Source organism: Candidatus Koribacter versatilis Ellin345, assembly GCF_000014005.1.
GTDB classification, from domain to species: domain Bacteria; phylum Acidobacteriota; class Terriglobia; order Terriglobales; family Acidobacteriaceae; genus Korobacter; species Korobacter versatilis_A.
The window spans coordinates 1-16,913 of record NC_008009.1; the positions used below are offsets into that span (position 1 = coordinate 1).

Annotated in this window: 14 protein-coding genes and 1 pseudogene; 12 read left to right on the forward strand and 3 right to left on the reverse strand. The window is 57.2% G+C overall.

Annotation, left to right across the window (positions count from 1 at the left end; genetic code table 11):
• Nucleotides 1–32 precede the first annotated feature (32 nt).
• The 6 genes from dnaA (at nucleotide 33) to mscL (ending at nucleotide 6,773) form a co-directional block, all read left to right on the forward strand.
• Complete coding sequence (dnaA, locus tag ACID345_RS00005) at nucleotides 33–1,418, forward strand: chromosomal replication initiator protein DnaA (RefSeq protein WP_011520808.1); 1,386 nt, start codon at nucleotides 33–35, stop codon at nucleotides 1,416–1,418.
• 392 nt (nucleotides 1,419–1,810) lie between these two features.
• Nucleotides 1,811–2,926: a DNA polymerase III subunit beta gene (gene dnaN / locus ACID345_RS00010; protein ID WP_011520809.1), complete on the forward strand. Its 1,116-nt coding sequence runs from the start codon at nucleotides 1,811–1,813 to the stop codon at nucleotides 2,924–2,926.
• Nucleotides 2,927–2,995: 69 nt separating this feature from the next.
• A complete protein-coding gene (locus ACID345_RS00015) occupies nucleotides 2,996–3,931 on the forward strand; it encodes an ROK family protein (RefSeq protein WP_011520810.1) in 936 nt (311 codons plus the stop codon).
• Nucleotides 3,928–4,977, forward strand: a complete 1,050-nt coding sequence (locus ACID345_RS00020; RefSeq protein ID WP_011520811.1) for an SIS domain-containing protein — start codon at nucleotides 3,928–3,930, stop codon at nucleotides 4,975–4,977. Before ACID345_RS00015 ends, ACID345_RS00020 begins: the two co-directional genes overlap by 4 nt.
• 6 nt (nucleotides 4,978–4,983) lie before the next feature.
• Nucleotides 4,984–6,249, forward strand: coding sequence for an MFS transporter (locus tag ACID345_RS00025; protein ID WP_011520812.1), 1,266 nt, complete (start codon nucleotides 4,984–4,986; stop codon nucleotides 6,247–6,249).
• A 107-nt stretch (nucleotides 6,250–6,356) separates the two neighbouring features.
• Nucleotides 6,357–6,773, forward strand: coding sequence for a large conductance mechanosensitive channel protein MscL (mscL, locus tag ACID345_RS00030; RefSeq protein WP_011520813.1), 417 nt, complete (start codon nucleotides 6,357–6,359; stop codon nucleotides 6,771–6,773).
• Between the two features lie 43 nt (nucleotides 6,774–6,816).
• Here the strand turns inward: mscL and ACID345_RS26760 are convergent, their stop codons facing one another.
• The 3 genes and pseudogenes from ACID345_RS26760 to ACID345_RS27450 form a co-directional block, all read right to left on the reverse strand.
• On the reverse strand, nucleotides 6,817–6,972 hold the full coding sequence (locus ACID345_RS26760; RefSeq protein WP_187148910.1) for a hypothetical protein: 156 nt from the start codon (nucleotides 6,970–6,972) through the stop codon (nucleotides 6,817–6,819).
• 93 nt (nucleotides 6,973–7,065) lie between these two features.
• Nucleotides 7,066–7,464, reverse strand: coding sequence for a DUF6328 family protein (locus tag ACID345_RS24920; protein ID WP_011520814.1), 399 nt, complete (start codon nucleotides 7,462–7,464; stop codon nucleotides 7,066–7,068).
• A 62-nt stretch (nucleotides 7,465–7,526) separates the two neighbouring features.
• Nucleotides 7,527–7,769, reverse strand: a pseudogene (locus ACID345_RS27450) (hypothetical protein); the annotation flags it as partial.
• On the opposite strand from ACID345_RS27450, the gene ACID345_RS00040 reads away from it, so the two are divergent.
• The 6 genes from ACID345_RS00040 to ACID345_RS00065 all read left to right on the forward strand — a co-directional run bounded on the left by ACID345_RS00040 (nucleotide 7,713) and on the right by ACID345_RS00065 (nucleotide 16,821).
• Nucleotides 7,713–7,910: a hypothetical protein gene (locus ACID345_RS00040; RefSeq protein ID WP_041855297.1), complete on the forward strand. Its 198-nt coding sequence runs from the start codon at nucleotides 7,713–7,715 to the stop codon at nucleotides 7,908–7,910. The pseudogene ACID345_RS27450 and the gene ACID345_RS00040 overlap by 57 nt on opposite strands.
• A gap of 366 nt (nucleotides 7,911–8,276) precedes the next feature.
• Entirely contained in the window at nucleotides 8,277–10,916 is a 2,640-nt protein-coding gene (gyrB, locus tag ACID345_RS00045; RefSeq protein ID WP_011520815.1) for a DNA topoisomerase (ATP-hydrolyzing) subunit B, read from the forward strand.
• 201 nt (nucleotides 10,917–11,117) lie between these two features.
• Complete coding sequence (locus ACID345_RS00050; protein WP_011520816.1) at nucleotides 11,118–13,151, forward strand: M13 family metallopeptidase; 2,034 nt, start codon at nucleotides 11,118–11,120, stop codon at nucleotides 13,149–13,151.
• A gap of 322 nt (nucleotides 13,152–13,473) precedes the next feature.
• Nucleotides 13,474–13,911 carry a hypothetical protein gene (locus ACID345_RS00055; protein WP_011520817.1) on the forward strand — a complete coding sequence of 146 codons (438 nt, stop codon included), beginning with the start codon at nucleotides 13,474–13,476 and terminating at the stop codon, nucleotides 13,909–13,911.
• Between the two features lie 200 nt (nucleotides 13,912–14,111).
• Nucleotides 14,112–15,593 (forward strand): DUF4139 domain-containing protein, encoded by a 1,482-nt coding sequence (locus ACID345_RS00060; protein WP_011520818.1) that lies wholly within the window; start codon nucleotides 14,112–14,114, stop codon nucleotides 15,591–15,593.
• 79 nt (nucleotides 15,594–15,672) lie between these two features.
• Complete coding sequence (locus ACID345_RS00065; protein ID WP_011520819.1) at nucleotides 15,673–16,821, forward strand: glycosyltransferase family 39 protein; 1,149 nt, start codon at nucleotides 15,673–15,675, stop codon at nucleotides 16,819–16,821.
• The last annotated feature ends 92 nt before the right edge of the window (nucleotides 16,822–16,913 follow it).

Consider the following 16,913-nt stretch of genomic DNA (forward strand, 5'->3'; position numbering starts at 1 on the left):
CCGTGTGTTGCGCGGCCAGATGAGAAATTTCTATGTCCCTCTCGACCACGACTCCACCAGCTCCGAACCCTTGGCTTCAGGTTCTGGATGCGCTGGAGAAGAAAGTAAATCGCCTCTCGTACGACACCTGGCTCAAACCCACACGGTTCAGTCACTCACAGGGAAACAAGATCTTCGTTCGCGTGCCGACGCCGGAGTTCCGCCACATTGGCGAAAAGTACGGCGACCTGATCCAGGAAGCGCTCGACAGTCTTGGCCTCGGCTTTGAAGACGTCGAGTTCGTGACCGATCAAGCGCCCGCGGAAGCACCGATGCGGCACGACGGAGGATTTCCGCCACAGTCAGCGGCAGCCCCTGCGCCGGCGCGAGTTCAACAAGCGCGCTTCGACTGGGACGGTGCGGCACAGCTGAATCCCAAGTACATCTTCGATAACTTCGTTACCGGCCCCGGCAACCAGTTTGCACACGCTGCGTCGCGTGCAGTGGCGGACCGGCCTTCGAAGACCTACAACCCGCTGTTCCTGTACGGCGGCGTGGGAATGGGAAAGACGCACTTGATGCAGGCCATCGGCCATACCATCAAGCGTAACAACCCTGAGCATTCCATCTGCTACGTGTCGAGTGAGAAGTTCACGAACGACATGATCAACTCCGTCCGCTACGACAAGATGACAAGCTTCCGCGAGCGCTACCGGACGGTGGATGTGCTACTGATTGACGATATCCAGTTCATTGCACGCAAGGAGCGGACCCAGGAAGAATTCTTCCATACGTTCAACGCGTTGCACGAGCAGCAGAAGCAGTTGGTGATTGCCAGTGACCGTCCGCCGAAAGAGTTGGCAGAGATCGAAGATCGTCTACGTAGCCGTTTCGAGTGGGGCCTGATTGCCGATATTCAGCCTCCCGACCTTGAGACGAAGGTTGCAATCCTTCAGAAGAAGGCGGAGTCCGAACGGACGCAGTTGCCCACGGATGTGGCTCTGTTCATTGCGTCGAACATTCGCAGCAACGTGCGAGAGTTGGAAGGCGCCTTAATCCGTCTGGTAGCGTACTCGTCTCTTACGGGTGGCGAGTTGAACCTGATGACCGCGCAGCAGGTGCTGAAGAACATCATTGATCAGCAGACGCGGAAGGTGACGATCGAGTCGATTCAGAAGGCCTGCGCTGAGCAGTTTGGCCTGCGGATCGCCGAAATTAAGGCGAAAAACAATTCGCGGGCGATTGTGTATCCGCGCCAAATTGCGATGTACCTGGCGAAGCACCTGACGGAAGCATCGTTGCCCGAGATTGGGCGGCAGTTTGGCGGCAAGCATCATACGACGGTGCTGCACTCGGTGGACAAGATCGACGAGGCCCGGAAATCGGACAAAGATTTGAACAGGCTCCTCAATAAACTTACCGAGAGTCTAAGCGGATAAGACGCGGCTTCGGCCGCGTTTTCCACTTCTGGAGGCAGTTTTCCTTCAGGCAAGTTGTGGATGAGATGTGGAAGGCGTGCAAGACCGGGTCAGTCTGGAAAGATATGGACGGGTTAGGAACAGAAGTAGCAGTATGCGGGACCGGAACTCGACAGGTGGAATTCGCTTCGGGTCACGCAGGACGCGGGTTTTACCGATTTTCCACTTTTCCGCAAGACCTACTGTTACTACTGTTTTTATGTTCTATTTTTGATATATAAAGCAAAGCAGTAAAACCGGGTCCAACCGAAGCGCCACTCTGGTTGACGCGGTTAGAAACCAGGGGGAGGCAGCGTAAGTTGCCAACGACGATTATGGCGGCGGAGACATCGGGAACAGCGCAAGGAACCGCAATGGAAATTACGGTCAGCAAGTTCGATCTGCTCAAGGAACTCACCGCGACGCAAGGCGTCGTCGAGCGCAAGACCACCATTCCCATCCTTTCCAATTTTCTCTTCGAAGCCGTCGGCGACAAGCTGAACATCACTGCGACCGATCTTGATCTCAGTCTTCGGACCGCTTGTGTAACGAAGGTGAAGAAAGAGGGATCCTGCACCATTCCGGCGCGCAAACTCTACGACTACGTGAAGCTGCTTCCCGATGGCGACATCACGATCAAGTTGCTGGAGAACCACTGGGTCAACATTCGTAGCGGACGCTCAAACACCAAGATGGTTGGCATGGCGCGCTCGAACTTCCCCAGCTTGCCAGTGTTTCCGACGACTGGGATGGTGAAGATTCCTGCCGCCGCGCTACGAACGATGATTGGTAAGACGATTTTCGCGATCTCCAACGAAGAGTCGCGGTACACATTGAATGGCGCGCTGATGGTGCTGAAACCAGAGTCGCTGATCATGGTTTCGACCGACGGCCATCGCCTGGCCCATATCGAGCGCCAGGGTGGAAAGTTCGAAATCAGCGGCGAGATGAAAACGCTGGTGCCGAAGAAGGCGATGAGCGAGTTGTACTCGCTATTACAGTCGACCGAGACCGAAGACATCGAGTTCGCAAAGGACGAGAGCACGCTGTTCTTCCGCATCGGCGGACGGTTGCTGACCTCGCGCCAACTCACCGGCCAATTCCCGAACTACGAAGCTGTGCTGCCGAAGGACAACGACAAGTCGGTGACAATCCGGACCGATGAATTCATGGCGGCGATCCTGCGTGTAGCGCAATTTGCGGACGAACGCTCGCAGGCAATTAAAGTTCGCCTGGAAAAGGACGAGCTACGCATCTCATCTTCATCCACTGAAACCGGCGAGTCGGAAGATTCGATCGTGACCGCGTATACGGGTGAGGTAGTGACCATCGGTTTCAATTCGCAATACTTGATTGAGTTCCTGAAGGCCGCTGGTGCGGATGAGGTGAGACTCGAATTCAAGAATGCGCAGTCGGCCGGCCAATTGCGTCCGGAAGCAACGTCAGATGAGTTCAAGTATCGGTATGTGGTAATGCCGATGCGGATCTGAAACTCTCTGTTGGATTTTGGGGTCGCTGCCTGCGGGCAGCGATTTTCATTTGGCGGTAGGATTACCGACATGATCGGGGCTGTCGATATCGGCGGAACAAAGATCGCTGTGGGCGTGGTGGACGCAGACGGCGTGGTGATTGCGAGCGACGAATGTCCCACCGAAGCGAAGCGTGGGTATGCTGATGCGCTGAACCGGATCAGTGCGATGTTGCGTGCCTGTGCCGAGAAAAGCGGCGAGGTGATCACGGGGGTTGGAATCGGCAGCACCGGCCCAGTCGATCCGCTTACGGGCGAAATCGGCAACGCCGAGTTCATCAAGGAGTGGATGGGCTGCAATCCGGTGCGCGACCTGGCCGAACGGTTCGGCGTGAAGGTCGCAATGGAGAACGACGCGGATGCCGCTGCTCTTGGCGAGGCAGCATGGGGTGCTGGCCGCGGTCGCAAGCACATGATCTTCGTAACCGTGGGAACCGGGATCGGTGGCGGCATTATTCTTGGCGGCAGGCTCTATCGTGGCGCAGATGGTGCGCACCCGGAGATTGGACACTACACGATGGATTCTTCTGGCCCTCTCTGCTTCTGCGGCATCCATGGTTGCTGGGAGGTACTGTGCGCAGGACCGGCGATGGGCGCGTGGATGACTTCGCAAGCGCCTGCCGATTGGCCGCCTGAAGACTTCTCTGCCAAGCGCATTTGCGAACGCGCGCGTGAGGGCGATCCTATTGCGAAACGGGGGGTGGAGCGGGAAGCACACTATCTCGGGCTGGGCGTCGCGAACCTGATCACGCTATTTACGCCGGAGGTCATTGTTCTCGGAGGCAACGTGATGCGAAGTGCGGATTTGTTCATGGAACAGATCCACGCCGAGGTCCGTCGCTGCTGCACCCAGGTTCCCTACGAGAAGACGGATATCCGGCTCGCCTCGCTGGGACCTCAAACCGGACTGGTCGGCGCCGCGCGGGTTTGGCATCATCGATTTCGGCAAGATGGGGAGGTCGCGTGAAGAGCGACAGTTCCGTTATTCGAGGCCGCTATTTAGAGGACATTCTCGATCAGCCGCGAGCACTGCGAGCGACGTGGGATGTGCTCAGTGATTCTTCTGCGTTCGAGCGGATTAGAACTCTGCTCGGTTCACGAAAGTTCGAGAGACTGGTACTGACCGGCATGGGCTCCTCGTATTTCGCTTCACACCCACTGGCAATCGAGTGCGCGGAACACGGTTGGACGCCGATCTTGCTGGAAACCTCGGAACTACTTCATTACTACCCGCACTTGCTCAAACCGTCGACGCTGGTGATCGCGGTTTCGCAATCGGGGCGGAGCGCCGAGACGGTACGTCTGCTCGAAGGAAACGCAGGAGGGCACGCGGTGGTTGCGGTGACCAATACGCCCGACAGTCCGCTCGCGACAAAAGCCGATGTCGCGGTACTCACGAAGGCGGGTGAAGAATTCTCGGTGTCGTGCAAGACGTATGTTTCATCGCTGATGGCTCTTGAAGTCGTAAGCGCTGCGCTATGTGGGAAATCTACCGATGACCGGTTGCAGGAACTTCAGGTAGCTGCGGATGCTGTCGAGCAATACCTCAGAGAGTGGGAGAAACACGTCGCAGATTTGTGTGAGGCGCTGCAGCCGATCAAGGATATTTTTCTCGTCGGCCGGGGATCATCCCTGGCAGCGGTGTATACAGGTGCGCTAACGATTAAAGAATCCGACCATTTCCATGCGGAAGGGATGAGCAGTGCCGCGTTCCGACACGGACCGTTTGAGATGCTCAGGCCCGAGCTGTTCGTCGCCGTGATCGCAGGCGAGCAACGAACGCGTGCACTAAACGAACGCATGGCAGCGGAGATTCGCGAAGCCGGCGCGCACGGTGTACTGATTTCCACCGATTCAAACGACGCTGCCTGCCGAATTCCGACTGTTCCCGAATGTGTCCGGCCGATTGTCGAGATCCTGCCGGCAGAAATGATGACCATCGCGCTGGCTGCGCTGGCAGGTCGCGAAGCCGGAAAGTTTGAACGGGCCACTAAGATTACGGCGGTCGAGTAAACGAGAATGCGCAGAAGCTATGCCATCGTCGCGCTGTTGATGCTGGTTTACTTCGTACTGTCCTTCCTGACCAACATCCTTGGTCCCATCATTCCCGACATCATTACGAGCTTCCACGTAAGCCTCACGGCGGCGGCGATTCTTCCGTTTGCATTTTTCATTGCGTACGGAGTGATGTCGATTCCGGGAGGGTTCCTGGTCGAACGGTTTAGTGAAAAGCCGGTGATGGTGGCCTCATTTTTTGCGGCCACGATAGGCGCTCTGGTTTTTGCGGTGCATCCCTCGTACCTTGTTGCGATCGTGTCGTTGTTCGTGATGGGCGGCGGCATGGCGGTGCTGCAAGTCGCGCTCAATCCTTTGCTGCGAGTCGCTGGAGGAGAGGAGAATTTCGCATTCAACTCGGCGCTGGCGCAACTCGTCTTCGGTCTAGCTTCGTTCCTCAGTCCGCTGGTGTTCTCTTATCTTGTCGAAAACCTTCCGAAATTGTCGGGACACAATTGGTTTGTCCATCTGCTCGCGGCGGTCACGCCCGCGCAATGGCCGTGGTTGTCGATGTACTGGATTTTCGCGGCCTCGACCGCTCTGATGGTCATCCTGCTCCTGGTTGTACGGTTTCCGGCTGTACAGCGCACCAGTGACGAAGCGGCGGGGTCCCGCGAGATGTACAGCGCGCTGATGAAGAGACCGATGGTGTGGCTCTACTTCGGCTGTATTTTCGCGTACGTCGGATGCGAGCAGGGTGTCGCCGTCTGGATGTCGAAGTTCCTGGAGCAATACCATGGCTTCGACCCACATACCACCGGGGCGAGTGCAGTGTCATGGTTCTGGGGGCTGATGACGGCGGGATGCCTGCTTGGGCTCGTCCTGCTGAAATTGTTCGATAGCCGTCGCGTGCTGCTGGCGTTTTCGTTCGGCGCGGTTGGCTGCCTCACCGTGGCGCTGTTTGGCCCTGCTAAGGCGGCGCTGTACGCCTTCCCAGCGATTGGGCTGTTTGCTTCCATCATGTGGCCTACGCTGATGTCACTCGCCCTCAATTCCGTCTCAGAGCATCATGGCTCGTTCGCGGGCATTCTTTGTACCGGCATCATGGGTGGTGCGGTTGTTCCGCTTATCATCGGCCGCCTTGGCGATATGTTCGGGCTACGTTACGGGATGATGGTGCTCTACCTCACCTTCGGATGCGTTTTGAGCGTGGGATTGTGGGCCAAGCCAATTATCAGCAACGCTACATTCAGTTCGAATCCAGGAACTCCGTTGCCTGATGCTAAGTAGCGGCTTGGACAATTGCTTTCCTGACGTGAAAGGCGATGGATGGAACGCCTTGCCGCGAATGTTTTCCTCACGTAGATTGATTGCGCGCCCACTCCCGGAGGCAAGCCATGCTCAAAGGATTCAAGGAGTTCGTACTTCGCGGTAACGTGGTGGATTTGGCAGTCGGCGTCGTGATGGGCGCCGCGTTCGGCACCGTGGTCACGTCGATCGTAAAAGATCTCCTCACTCCATTCATTGCGGCGATTGTCGGCAAACCTGACTTCTCCGCGATCGCACTTGAGATTCGCGGCAGCAAGCTGATGTTCGGCAATTTCGTCAATGCGGCGATCTCGTTTCTATTGATTGCAGCATCGGTGTACTTCTTCGTTGTAATGCCGATGAACGCGATCATCAAGCGCGCGCGCAAAGAACCTCCGGTGGATCCGACGACGAAGAAGTGCCCGGAGTGCCTGAGCGAGATTCCGCTCGATGCACGGCGCTGCGCACATTGCACCAGTCAGTTGACGGTGCCGGCAAAGGCATAACATTCGTTGACGCGCCCCAGCGGGGAACTGGGGCCGCGTCCGACTATTCCGAGCCCTCGTTTCCGGTGGCAGCCTTGTTGTGCAAAGTCACCGCATCTTCTACGGAAAATCCATGAGACGGGATCGGCTCCACTTTCGCGGGCCGCGGCACAATATCGGCTTCCACGGGCGGCGAGTGGCTCTGGATTGGTTCCACCATGTTGCACCTCGCTTGGTGTTGCACTCCTTCCATCGGCAGAATGGAAATCGCGATTCGTTACGAAAGTGACGTCCCCTTTGCTGAAGCGAGACGTCAAGAATGCGCTATCTGCATACGTTTCCAAGAGGTGTAGCCGAACCACAGGCCCAGGAACAGTGCGAGCATTCCTCCGCTCATTGCGGTGCTCGCGATGATCGAGAATTGCAGCTTCTCGGCGATGACAAAGAAGTCCCCACAGATTCCGAGAGCAAGGAACACCATTGCAGTGAGAAGCATTCTGCCTGCAAAACGCACGAAGTTGGCTGTGTCTTCGCCGGCCTCAGCGATGCGGTGGTAGGCAGCCGGCAGAACCAGCAGGATCGTCGCGATGGCGACAGAGCAGAGGCTCGCCAGGTGTGTGAGCTTTGCGTGCTGCGAGATTGTGTCGAACCCGCCCAACCAGACGTTGATGAATTGGAAGCCGAGCAACGCCTGCGCACCCGGTAGGACCATGCGAGCAGCGTTGAAATCACGGCGGCGACGATCGCGGTGCCCGGCGTGCTCAATTTTTGGAACGTCACCAGGATCGTGGACCCCAATGAGATGGCGAACGGAAGGAGTCCGATGGCTAGCATCGCCGTCGTGAAGCGATGAAAGCCGGCGGTGTCGCGGTGCTTGTCGACGATCGTGTGGTAGCTCGCGGGCGCCATCACTAAGGCCAAGCCGAGAAGAAGTATGGCGAGCCCAGCAAAGAGAGTTCGTTGATAGATCAGTGCAACGTGCTGGAAGTCGTCCTCGAAGAAGATTCTGAACTGCACGCCGATGATGACTTGGCCGCCAAGAATGAGAATGCGCGCTTCATTTACAGCGTTCTCGATCTTGTGGTGCAGGCTCGCCATCTACAGGATGTGTTGCGGGAGAGTGCGCGCAAGTTGTTTGCGCAATTTGTCTCCGTGTGAGTAGAAGTTGTGCACTCTCGGTGGTGTCTTCGGAACCGGCAATCCGTCGCGTCCCGACTAAAAAAGAGTTTCGCTGATTGCTGGATCGAGGCGCGGAAGACCATCTTTGCAGCACCTCTTCGCGGCGCCGTTATCGAACCAAGTTCCCTCTCTGTAAAGCCAAGTCAGGAAACGACTTATGGCCTGTCGGGGAAGCTCGAAAATGGGCTCTACTGTGGTAGAATTAAAGAGCGTTGGAACCCCGTTAAGTGACTGTAATTTCAATTAGATGAAGTTACTTCAGGGTGGCTGGAACCGCAGAGTTGTGGATCCGTGCCGGACGCTGGAAGTTTGCCCAGCCACGATGCTGGGGATGAATGGAGCAGGATGGCCTCGAAGGAAACGGCAGCAGCGGCGGCAGCCGAGAAGAAACTGAACGGCGCCACGGAACCGAAGAAGAACGGCAACGGAAACGGCTCGTCGGACTATAACGAGGATTCGATTAAGGTGCTCGGCGGCATGGAAGCCGTCCGCAAGCGCCCTGCGATGTACATCGGATCGACCGGCGAGATGGGCTTGCATCATCTCGTTTACGAAGTGGTTGACAATTCGGTAGATGAAGCGCTGGCGGGTCACGCCGACCGAATCGACGTCACCATCCATATCGACAACTCGATCACCGTTATCGACAACGGCCGCGGCATTCCCACCGGCGACATGGACATTGACGGCGAGATGATTCCGGCGGCACAGGTTGTGATGACCGTGCTCCACGCCGGCGGAAAGTTCGATAGCTCGAACTACAAAGTGTCGGGTGGCCTGCACGGTGTCGGTGTGAGCTGCGTGAACGCACTGAGCTCGCTGTTGGAACTCGAGATCTGGCGCGATGGACACGTGTGGCAGCAGGAATATTCCGAAGGCGTTCCGACTACCAAGTTGAAGAAGTCCGGCAAGACCACGAAGCTCGGAACCAAGATCCACTTCATTCCGGATGCAAAGATCTTCACTGTCTCCGAGTACAACTACGACACGCTGGCGAATCGTCTGCGCGAATTGGCGTTCCTCAACAAGGGACTGCTGATCACGCTCACCGATGAGCGCACCACGGACCCGAAGACGGGCGAGTCGAAGCACCAGGAGTTCAAGTACACGGGCGGTATCGCGGAGTTCATCAAGCACCTGAACCGCGGCAAGAGCGTGTTGCACGAAAAGCCGATCTACATGGAAGCTGAACGCGATGGCGTGGCGATGGAAATTGCGCTGCAGTACAACGACGCGTATTCCGAAACTGTTTTCAGCTTCGCTAACAACATCAACACCGTCGACGGAGGTACCCACCTCCAGGGCTTCCGTTCCTCACTTACGCGAACCATCAACTACGCCGGCCAGCAGCTTGGTTTGTTCAAAGATGTGAAAGAGAACCTGAGTGGCGACGACGTGCGCGAAGGCCTCGTCGCTGTCATCAGCGTAAAGCTGTCGCAGCCGCAGTTCGAAGGCCAGACGAAGGGTAAGCTGAATTCGGATATCGCTGGTATCGTGCAGGCGTTTGTGAATGAGCGCCTGGGCGCGTTTTTCGAGCAGAACCCGCCGGTGGCTCGCAAGATCATCAACAAGGCGATTGAAGCTTCCCGCGCACGCGAGGCCGCTCGCAAAGCTCGTGATCTTACGCGTCGTAAAGGTGCGTTGGATGGTGGCGGTTTGCCGGGCAAACTGGCGGACTGTTCCGAACGCCAGCCGGAGCGCTGTGAAGTGTATCTCGTCGAGGGTGAAAGCGCAGGCGGCACCGCGAAGCAGGGCCGCGATCGTCGCTTCCAGGCGATCCTCCCGCTGAAGGGAAAGATTCTCAACGTGGAGAAGGCACGCTACGACAAGATGCTCGGGCACGAAGAAATCCGGGCGATGATCACCGCGCTCGGCACGGGCATCGGCAAGGATGACTTCGATTACGCGAAACTGCGTTACGGCAAGATCATCCTGATGACGGACGCCGACGTGGACGGTTCGCACATTCGTACGCTGCTGCTCACGTTTTTCTTCCGCCACATGCAGGAGCTCATCAAGCGCGGCAACGTGTTTATCGCGCAGCCGCCGTTGTATCGCATCAAGAAAGGCAAGTTCGAACAGTACATCAAGAACGAAGCCGAGTTCGTGAAGGTGATGGTGAAGCGCGCGGCGGACGGCATGGTGATCCGCTACGGCGAGGGCGCTGCGAAGTTGGAAGGCGCGCAGCTCACACGCTTCATGACCTCGCTGAATGAGTACATCGGGTTCTTCGAGAAAGTATCGAAGCGGGTTCGCGACGAACGCGTCGTCGAATTGATGGAAAAGCTTGAACTCTCCAAGAAAGTTGACTTTGAGGGCGAAGCCAAGAAGTCTCCGGCCAAGGTCGCTGCGCTTGAGAAAGAGATCAAGGCCATCGCGAAAGACCGGAAGCTCCGCGACATCGAAGCAAGGTTCGATGACGAGCACAATCTCTGGTTCGTGCGCTTCGTGAACGACCAGGGTGCTGAGCATTTGCTGAACTGGGAGCTTGCGACCAGCCCCGAGTACCGGCAGATGATGTCGAAGTACGCACAGATCAAAGACTTCATGGAGCCGCCGTTTGTGATCGAGACGGCTTCGAAGAAGAGCTCAAGCGCTGCGGAGGCTGCGGAAGATCTGAGTGACGCCGAGCGCGCCGATCTCGAAAAGGCCGAACAGAAGAGCGCCAAGGTTGCAGTCCGTCGCACCAGGGCAGGTGAGCCGGAAATCGTGGAAAAGACAAACGTCCGCGAGCTCTTCGATTACGTGCTGAGCGAGGGCAAGAAAGAGTACTCGGTACAGCGCTACAAAGGTCTTGGCGAAATGACCGCCGAACAGTTGTGGATGACCACCATGGATCCCGAGAGGCGCACTCTGCTGGAAGTGAAGCTCGAGGACATGACGGAGACCGAAACCATCTTCAGCACGCTGATGGGCGAAGACGTGGAAGCACGCCGAAAGTTCATCGAAGAGAACGCGCTGGATGTGAAGAACCTGGACATCTAACGAAGAATCTCTGCAAAAGATTTGGCCCGCCGCTTTGGCGGGCCTTTTGCATTGCGATCAGAACCGGACCATGTGAGTGCACACTGACTCGAACCAACTCACACCCAAAAGCATTGATCCTGCCCCACACCCTTCGGGTCGCGTCAGGTTTCGCTGTTTAATGGCGGCTTTCTTTGTAATTCCCGGCGGTAAGGAGCTTCCATGAAGGCGATACAAGTTGTATTGGGCACGGCACTTCTTCTGGCTGGTATTCCCTGGGTGCATGGCGCTCCTGAGGAGAACGATACCGGCTTCAGCATCGATGCACTGGACCGTACTGCGGACCCGTGTACCGACTTCTACCAATTCGCGTGCGGCAACTGGGTCAAGAACCATCCGCTGCCGGCCGAGCGCACGCGTTTTGCAACCTTCGACCAGCTCGAAGAGCACAACACCGCAACACTCCGCACAATTCTCGATAAGGCATCAGAACAGGCAAAGGCCGGCAGCGCCGACGCCACCACGACGAAGATTGGCGATTACTACGCGGCATGCATGGATGAATCTGCGATTGACGCAAAGGGAACCGCGGCCATCGCTCCTGTGCTGGAGAAAATCCGCGGCATGCAAAGCAGAGCGGATTTGCCGCAGACGCTGGCAGCACTGCACCTCATCAGCGTGGATGCGTTTTTCGGATTCTTTTCCATCACCGATCCCAAGGATGCGCGGCAAGTGATCGCCGCCACGGACCAGGGAGGGATTGGACTGCCAGAGCGCGATTACTACCTTACGACCGATGAGAAATCGGTGAAGCTTCGCGCGGAGTATGTGGCACACATCGCGAAGATGCTGGAGCTGGCTGGCACGTCACAAGCAGCCGCGGCAAAGTCTGCTGAAAAAGTCATGGCACTGGAGACCCAGCTGGCGAAAATCTCAATGGACGTCGTGAGCCGCCGCGATCCGGAGAAGCTCTACAACCCGAGTACGCGCGAGAAGCTGGTCGCCGGTTCGAAAGACTTCAATTGGAATCACTATCTGGCCGCGGTGAATCCGCCGCAGTTCGAGAAGATCAATCACGTCTCGCCGCCGTTCCTGAACGGATTGGGCGCGGTTCTTCAGAAGACAGACCTCGCGGTAATCAAAGATTATTTAACTTGGCAAACGTTGCACGCGGCGTCGCAGGAGTTGCCGACTGGATTCCAGACGGAAGAATTTCATTTCTATCGCCAGGTGTTGGGCGGCGCGAAGGAGCAGCGTCCGCGCTGGAAGCGCTGCGCGAATTACACCGACAATCACCTGGGCGAAGCACTCGGCCAGGTGTACGTGAAGAGTGCATTTGGTGCGCAGGCCAAGGAGCGCATGGAAACGATGGTGAAAAATCTCGAGGCCGCGCTGCATGAGGACATCAGCAATCTCGACTGGATGTCGCAGGACACTAAGAAGCAGGCGATGGCGAAACTTGACGCCATGGTCGACAAGATCGGTTATCCGGACAAGTGGCGCGACTACAGCAACTATCGCGTGGAGCGTGGCGATGCGTTGGGAAATCTCTGGCGCGGAAACGAGTTCGAGATTCGGCGACAACTGAACAAGATCGGCAAGCCGGTGGACAAGACCGAATGGGGCATGACGCCACCAACGGTGAATGCGGAATATCATCCGGAACGCAATGACATTACGTTTCCGGCGGGAATCCTTCAGCCGCCGTTCTTCGACAACCGTCTCGATGATGCGATCAACTATGGCGCGATCGGCGCGGTGATCGGGCACGAAATGACCCATGGTTTCGATGACGAGGGCCGTCAGTACGACCGCGACGGCAATCTGCACGATTGGTGGACTGCGACCGACGGCAAAGCTTTTACCGACCGTGCGGAATGCATCGTCAATGAGTATTCGGGTTTCGAAGCGACAGAAGGCGTGAAACTGAATGGCAAGCTCACGCTCGGCGAGAACACCGCCGACAACGGCGGCGTGAGGGTTGCGCTGATGGCGCTGTTGGCGTCCTACGGGAACAACCCTCCGGCCGACGTGGACGGCTTCAGCCCGGAGCAGCGGTTCTTCCTCGGTTATGGTCACGCTTGGTGCGCGAACCAGACGCCGGAATCGCTGCGGCTGCAAGCGACCACGGATCCACACTCGCCGGGCAAGTGGCGTGTGAACGGAACGGTTCAGAATATGCCCGAGTTCCGCAAAGCGTTCGGCTGCAAAGCCGGCATGGCGATGGCGCCAAGCAATGCCTGTCGCGTTTGGTAGTTGACCTGAAGTTGTAGTTCTAAAAGCGTCCAGTGAGCAGTGCATCAAGCGCTCTGCACTGGACGCTTTTATTCAGCGCTATTATTATGCCCGAGTTTGCACAGATCGCTGGTTGTCCCTCGAACGAGCTACGTACGCTTGCTATCCCTTGCCCCGAAGACATTGATCCACCGCGACTTGCGCAGAGAACACGGAAGTGTGCCGTAGCCTTATTGACGAAGCCTTACGATAGCCCCGGAACTTCAAGGACACGCCTGTGTTCGTAATTGCAGACCCCGAAAGCTTGGGGAAATCAGTTGGGGAAAACAAGGAGAAGTTCCAAATGGCTAGGTATCTCGCAACCTCTGTACTTGCATTAACTCTTGCAGTTTCCGGTGCGGCCTTCGCGCAAGATGCGCAGACTGCGGCTCCGGCGCAAGGCAACACCGCTGCGGCAACAGCGCAGAACGGTCAGCGCGGCGAGCGCATGTTCGACAACCTCTCGCAGAAGCTGAACCTTTCTGACGAACAGAAGACGCAGTTGAAGCCGATCTTCGCAGAGCGCCGTCAGAAGATGGAAGCACTGCGCAGTTCGACGGATGACAAGGCCACCAAGCGCAAGGAAGCGCGCCAAATCATGAAGGACTCTGACGCGAAGGTGAAGGGCGTACTGTCGGCTGACCAGTACACGCAATACAAGCAGCTCAAGCACCAGATGCGCGAGCAGCGCAAGCAGGGCCGCGACAATCAGCAACAGGCGCAGCCGCAACCGCAGCAGTAGCCGCATCGCCCGCCAGGGCGACGGTCTAAGGAAGCATCGATCAACCCGATGACGTGACAGGGCGCGGACGGAATTGCCGATCCGCGCAGCTTCCTTTTTGCAGAGCTTTCCATCTCGCCCAAAAAAATCCTTGCAAGCCAGTCCAGTGACACCGTTCTCTCTCTGACGGCGAGAGCGCCCTCGCCCCAGGAGACAAGGTGATGCGCAAGTTTGTTGGTGGCTTCTTAACTACAGTTTGGCTGATGTTTCTTCTGTCTGTCGCCGCGGTTGCGGAGGATGGAACCTCGCTCACGATCTACAACGGCGGCTTTGCCGCGGTTCGTGAGCATCTTCCGCTCGATCTGAAGAGTGGAATCAACCCCTTCACATTTGCCGGAGCGACAACCACGCTCGAACCCGAATCGGTGATTCTGCGCGATCCTCTCGGACAGCACTCGGTGCAGATCCTCGAGCAGAGCTATCGCAGCGATCCGGTTTCGCAAGGGCTTTTGCTCTCGATGTACGAGGGCAAGACTATCGACTTCCTCGTCCGCCGCGGCCAGTTTGGTGAGCGGGAAGAGATCGTCAAGGGTAAGGTCATCCGCAGCGGGTACGTGCATCCGAATGCCCAGAATCCATACGGCGGCGCACAGCAACCGGTGATCGAAGTGGACGGCAAGCTGCGTTTCTCGCTGCCGGGCGAGCCCATCTTTCCGGACCTCGGCCAAGACACCGTTCTCAAGCCGACACTGAATTGGCTGCTGCAATCGGACAAGCCCGGAGCGTTCAATGCCGAGTTGGCATACATCACCAACGGCATGAGCTGGAACGCCGATTACAACCTGGTCGTGCCGGAGACCGGCAACGTTGCTGATGTGGTTGGTTGGATCACCATGCACAACAATACCGGCAAGACGTTCGAGAACTCGCGCATTCGGCTAATGGCGGGGGACGTGAATAAAATTCAGAACACAGGTGGGCTTAGGAGGGACTACGCGGCGAAGGCTGCTATGTCGATGAACGAGGCCGCTTCGGCTCCGGTGGTGACGGAGAAGGCGTTTGACGAATTCCATCTCTACACCCTCGAGCATCCGACGACGCTGCATGAGGAAGAGACCAAGCAGGTCGAGTTTGTACACGCGATGGGCGTGACCTCGCAGCGCATCTACGTGTACGACGGTATGGACGGCTATTACTACTACGGCAGCTATGTTGGCGATCAGCCGAGCTACGGCACGCAGACGAACAAGAAAGTCTGGGTGATGCAGGAGTTCAAGAACTCCAAGGAAAACGGGCTCGGCATCGCATTGCCGAAGGGCCGTGTGCGCTTCTACCGCCGCGATTCCGATGGCTCGCTGCAATTTATCGGCGAGAACCAGATTGACCACACGCCGAAAGATGAAACCGTACGGCTATACACGGGCAACACATTCGACGTCGTCGGCGAGCGCAAGCAGACCGACTATCACGTGGACCACAACGGCCACTGGGCGGACGAGAGCTTCGAGATCCACGTGCGCAATCACAAGAAAGAAGCCGTGACGGTGCGCGTGGTCGAGCACCTCTATCGCTGGGTGAACTGGAAGATCACGACCGAGACCGACCAGCACAAGAAAACGGACTCGCAAACAATGGAGTATCACGTGACTGTTGCACCGGACCAGGAGAAGGTGGTGCGCTACACCGTGCATTATTCCTGGTAGAGAGTTGCAGTGTGAGGAGCGCGGCTTCGGCCGCGCTTTTCTTGTGCTCGTGATAAAACAATAAGTTCCACCCTGTACCATGCCCAAACTCTTTGGTGAGCGAATCCGGTTGCCGCAGGTGTTCGCGGCGTTGCTTCTCTGCGTGTTTCTCGCGCAGTGCCTGTGGTTCGTCGCGCGCGTTCCTTTGGTCGAGAACGAAGGACTTGTGCTGCAATCGGGCGCGCAGCAGTTGCGCGGAATGTTCATCGCGGGTACACAACAGAACTCGCCACTCATCAGCTTACTGGCGGCCATTCCGGTGATCGGAAAAGACAGCAGCAATGCGTATCTCATGATCCGGAACCGCTGGGCGATCCGCGCCCCGTTCTTGTTGATGGGCGTGCTCCTCGGTGGTTCGCTCTGGTACGTGGCCAGGCGCCTCTATGGCAACGCCGGCGGATACATCGCTCTCACTCTCTATATCTTTTCTCCGTTCCTGATTATTCGCAGCGCCTTGCTGCAGCCGGATGTTCCGGCCGCTTGGGGCGCTTTTGGATTGATCTTCACCGGCATCGCAGTGGCGCATACGCTTTATGCACCGCGCGAAGTTGTGTTGTGGAACTGGAAGCGCATCGTTCTGCTCGGCATTTCCATTTGCATCGCTGTCGGCGCGCAGTATTCCGTGGTCTGGTTGTTGCTGCCGGCGTTGGCTTTTATGCTATGGCTCGCTCCGGTGCGGCGTGGAGCGGCGATGACGATTTTCGTAGCCGCGTGCGTGGTTGGACTGGTTGCGCTCTCCTTCACATTCGTTCCTAATCCAGCGGAGATGCTCGCTGCTTTGCGCCACGCGAACTGGGGCGAGTTCGATGTGTCGCAACTTGCCAGTATGAGTTCCTATCGTTTGATCGGATCTTTTTTCCGCGATAACAGTCTTCCCGCTTTGCTTCTGCTCCTTATCGCATTGGTCACCTACATCGCATGGCCGCGGACGCGCTACTTCGGTACCACCGCGCCTCTAGTCGCCGGATTGTTCTGTGTCTTCTTGTGCCTGGTGATGCCGCACTTCGGCGGACGACTCTTCCTCTTCGTTGCCCTCCCCATGTTCTATGTGTTCATTGCGGGAGTGTTCACCGATCTGCTGGAGACGCGTTACATGGTCCCACTTGCGGCCGTGCTGGTCGGTGCGCTGCTCGTGCATGCGGCGGCGAGCGTGATGGGGCTCGTCCAGCTTACGCATTTGACCCGCTAGTACCCTTCCTGCCGGTGACCTCCGGTTCCCAGAATTGACAAAAACAATTGCGCTGCACGTTTGCGGCGGCAGTATGATTGTTGCTCGAATGG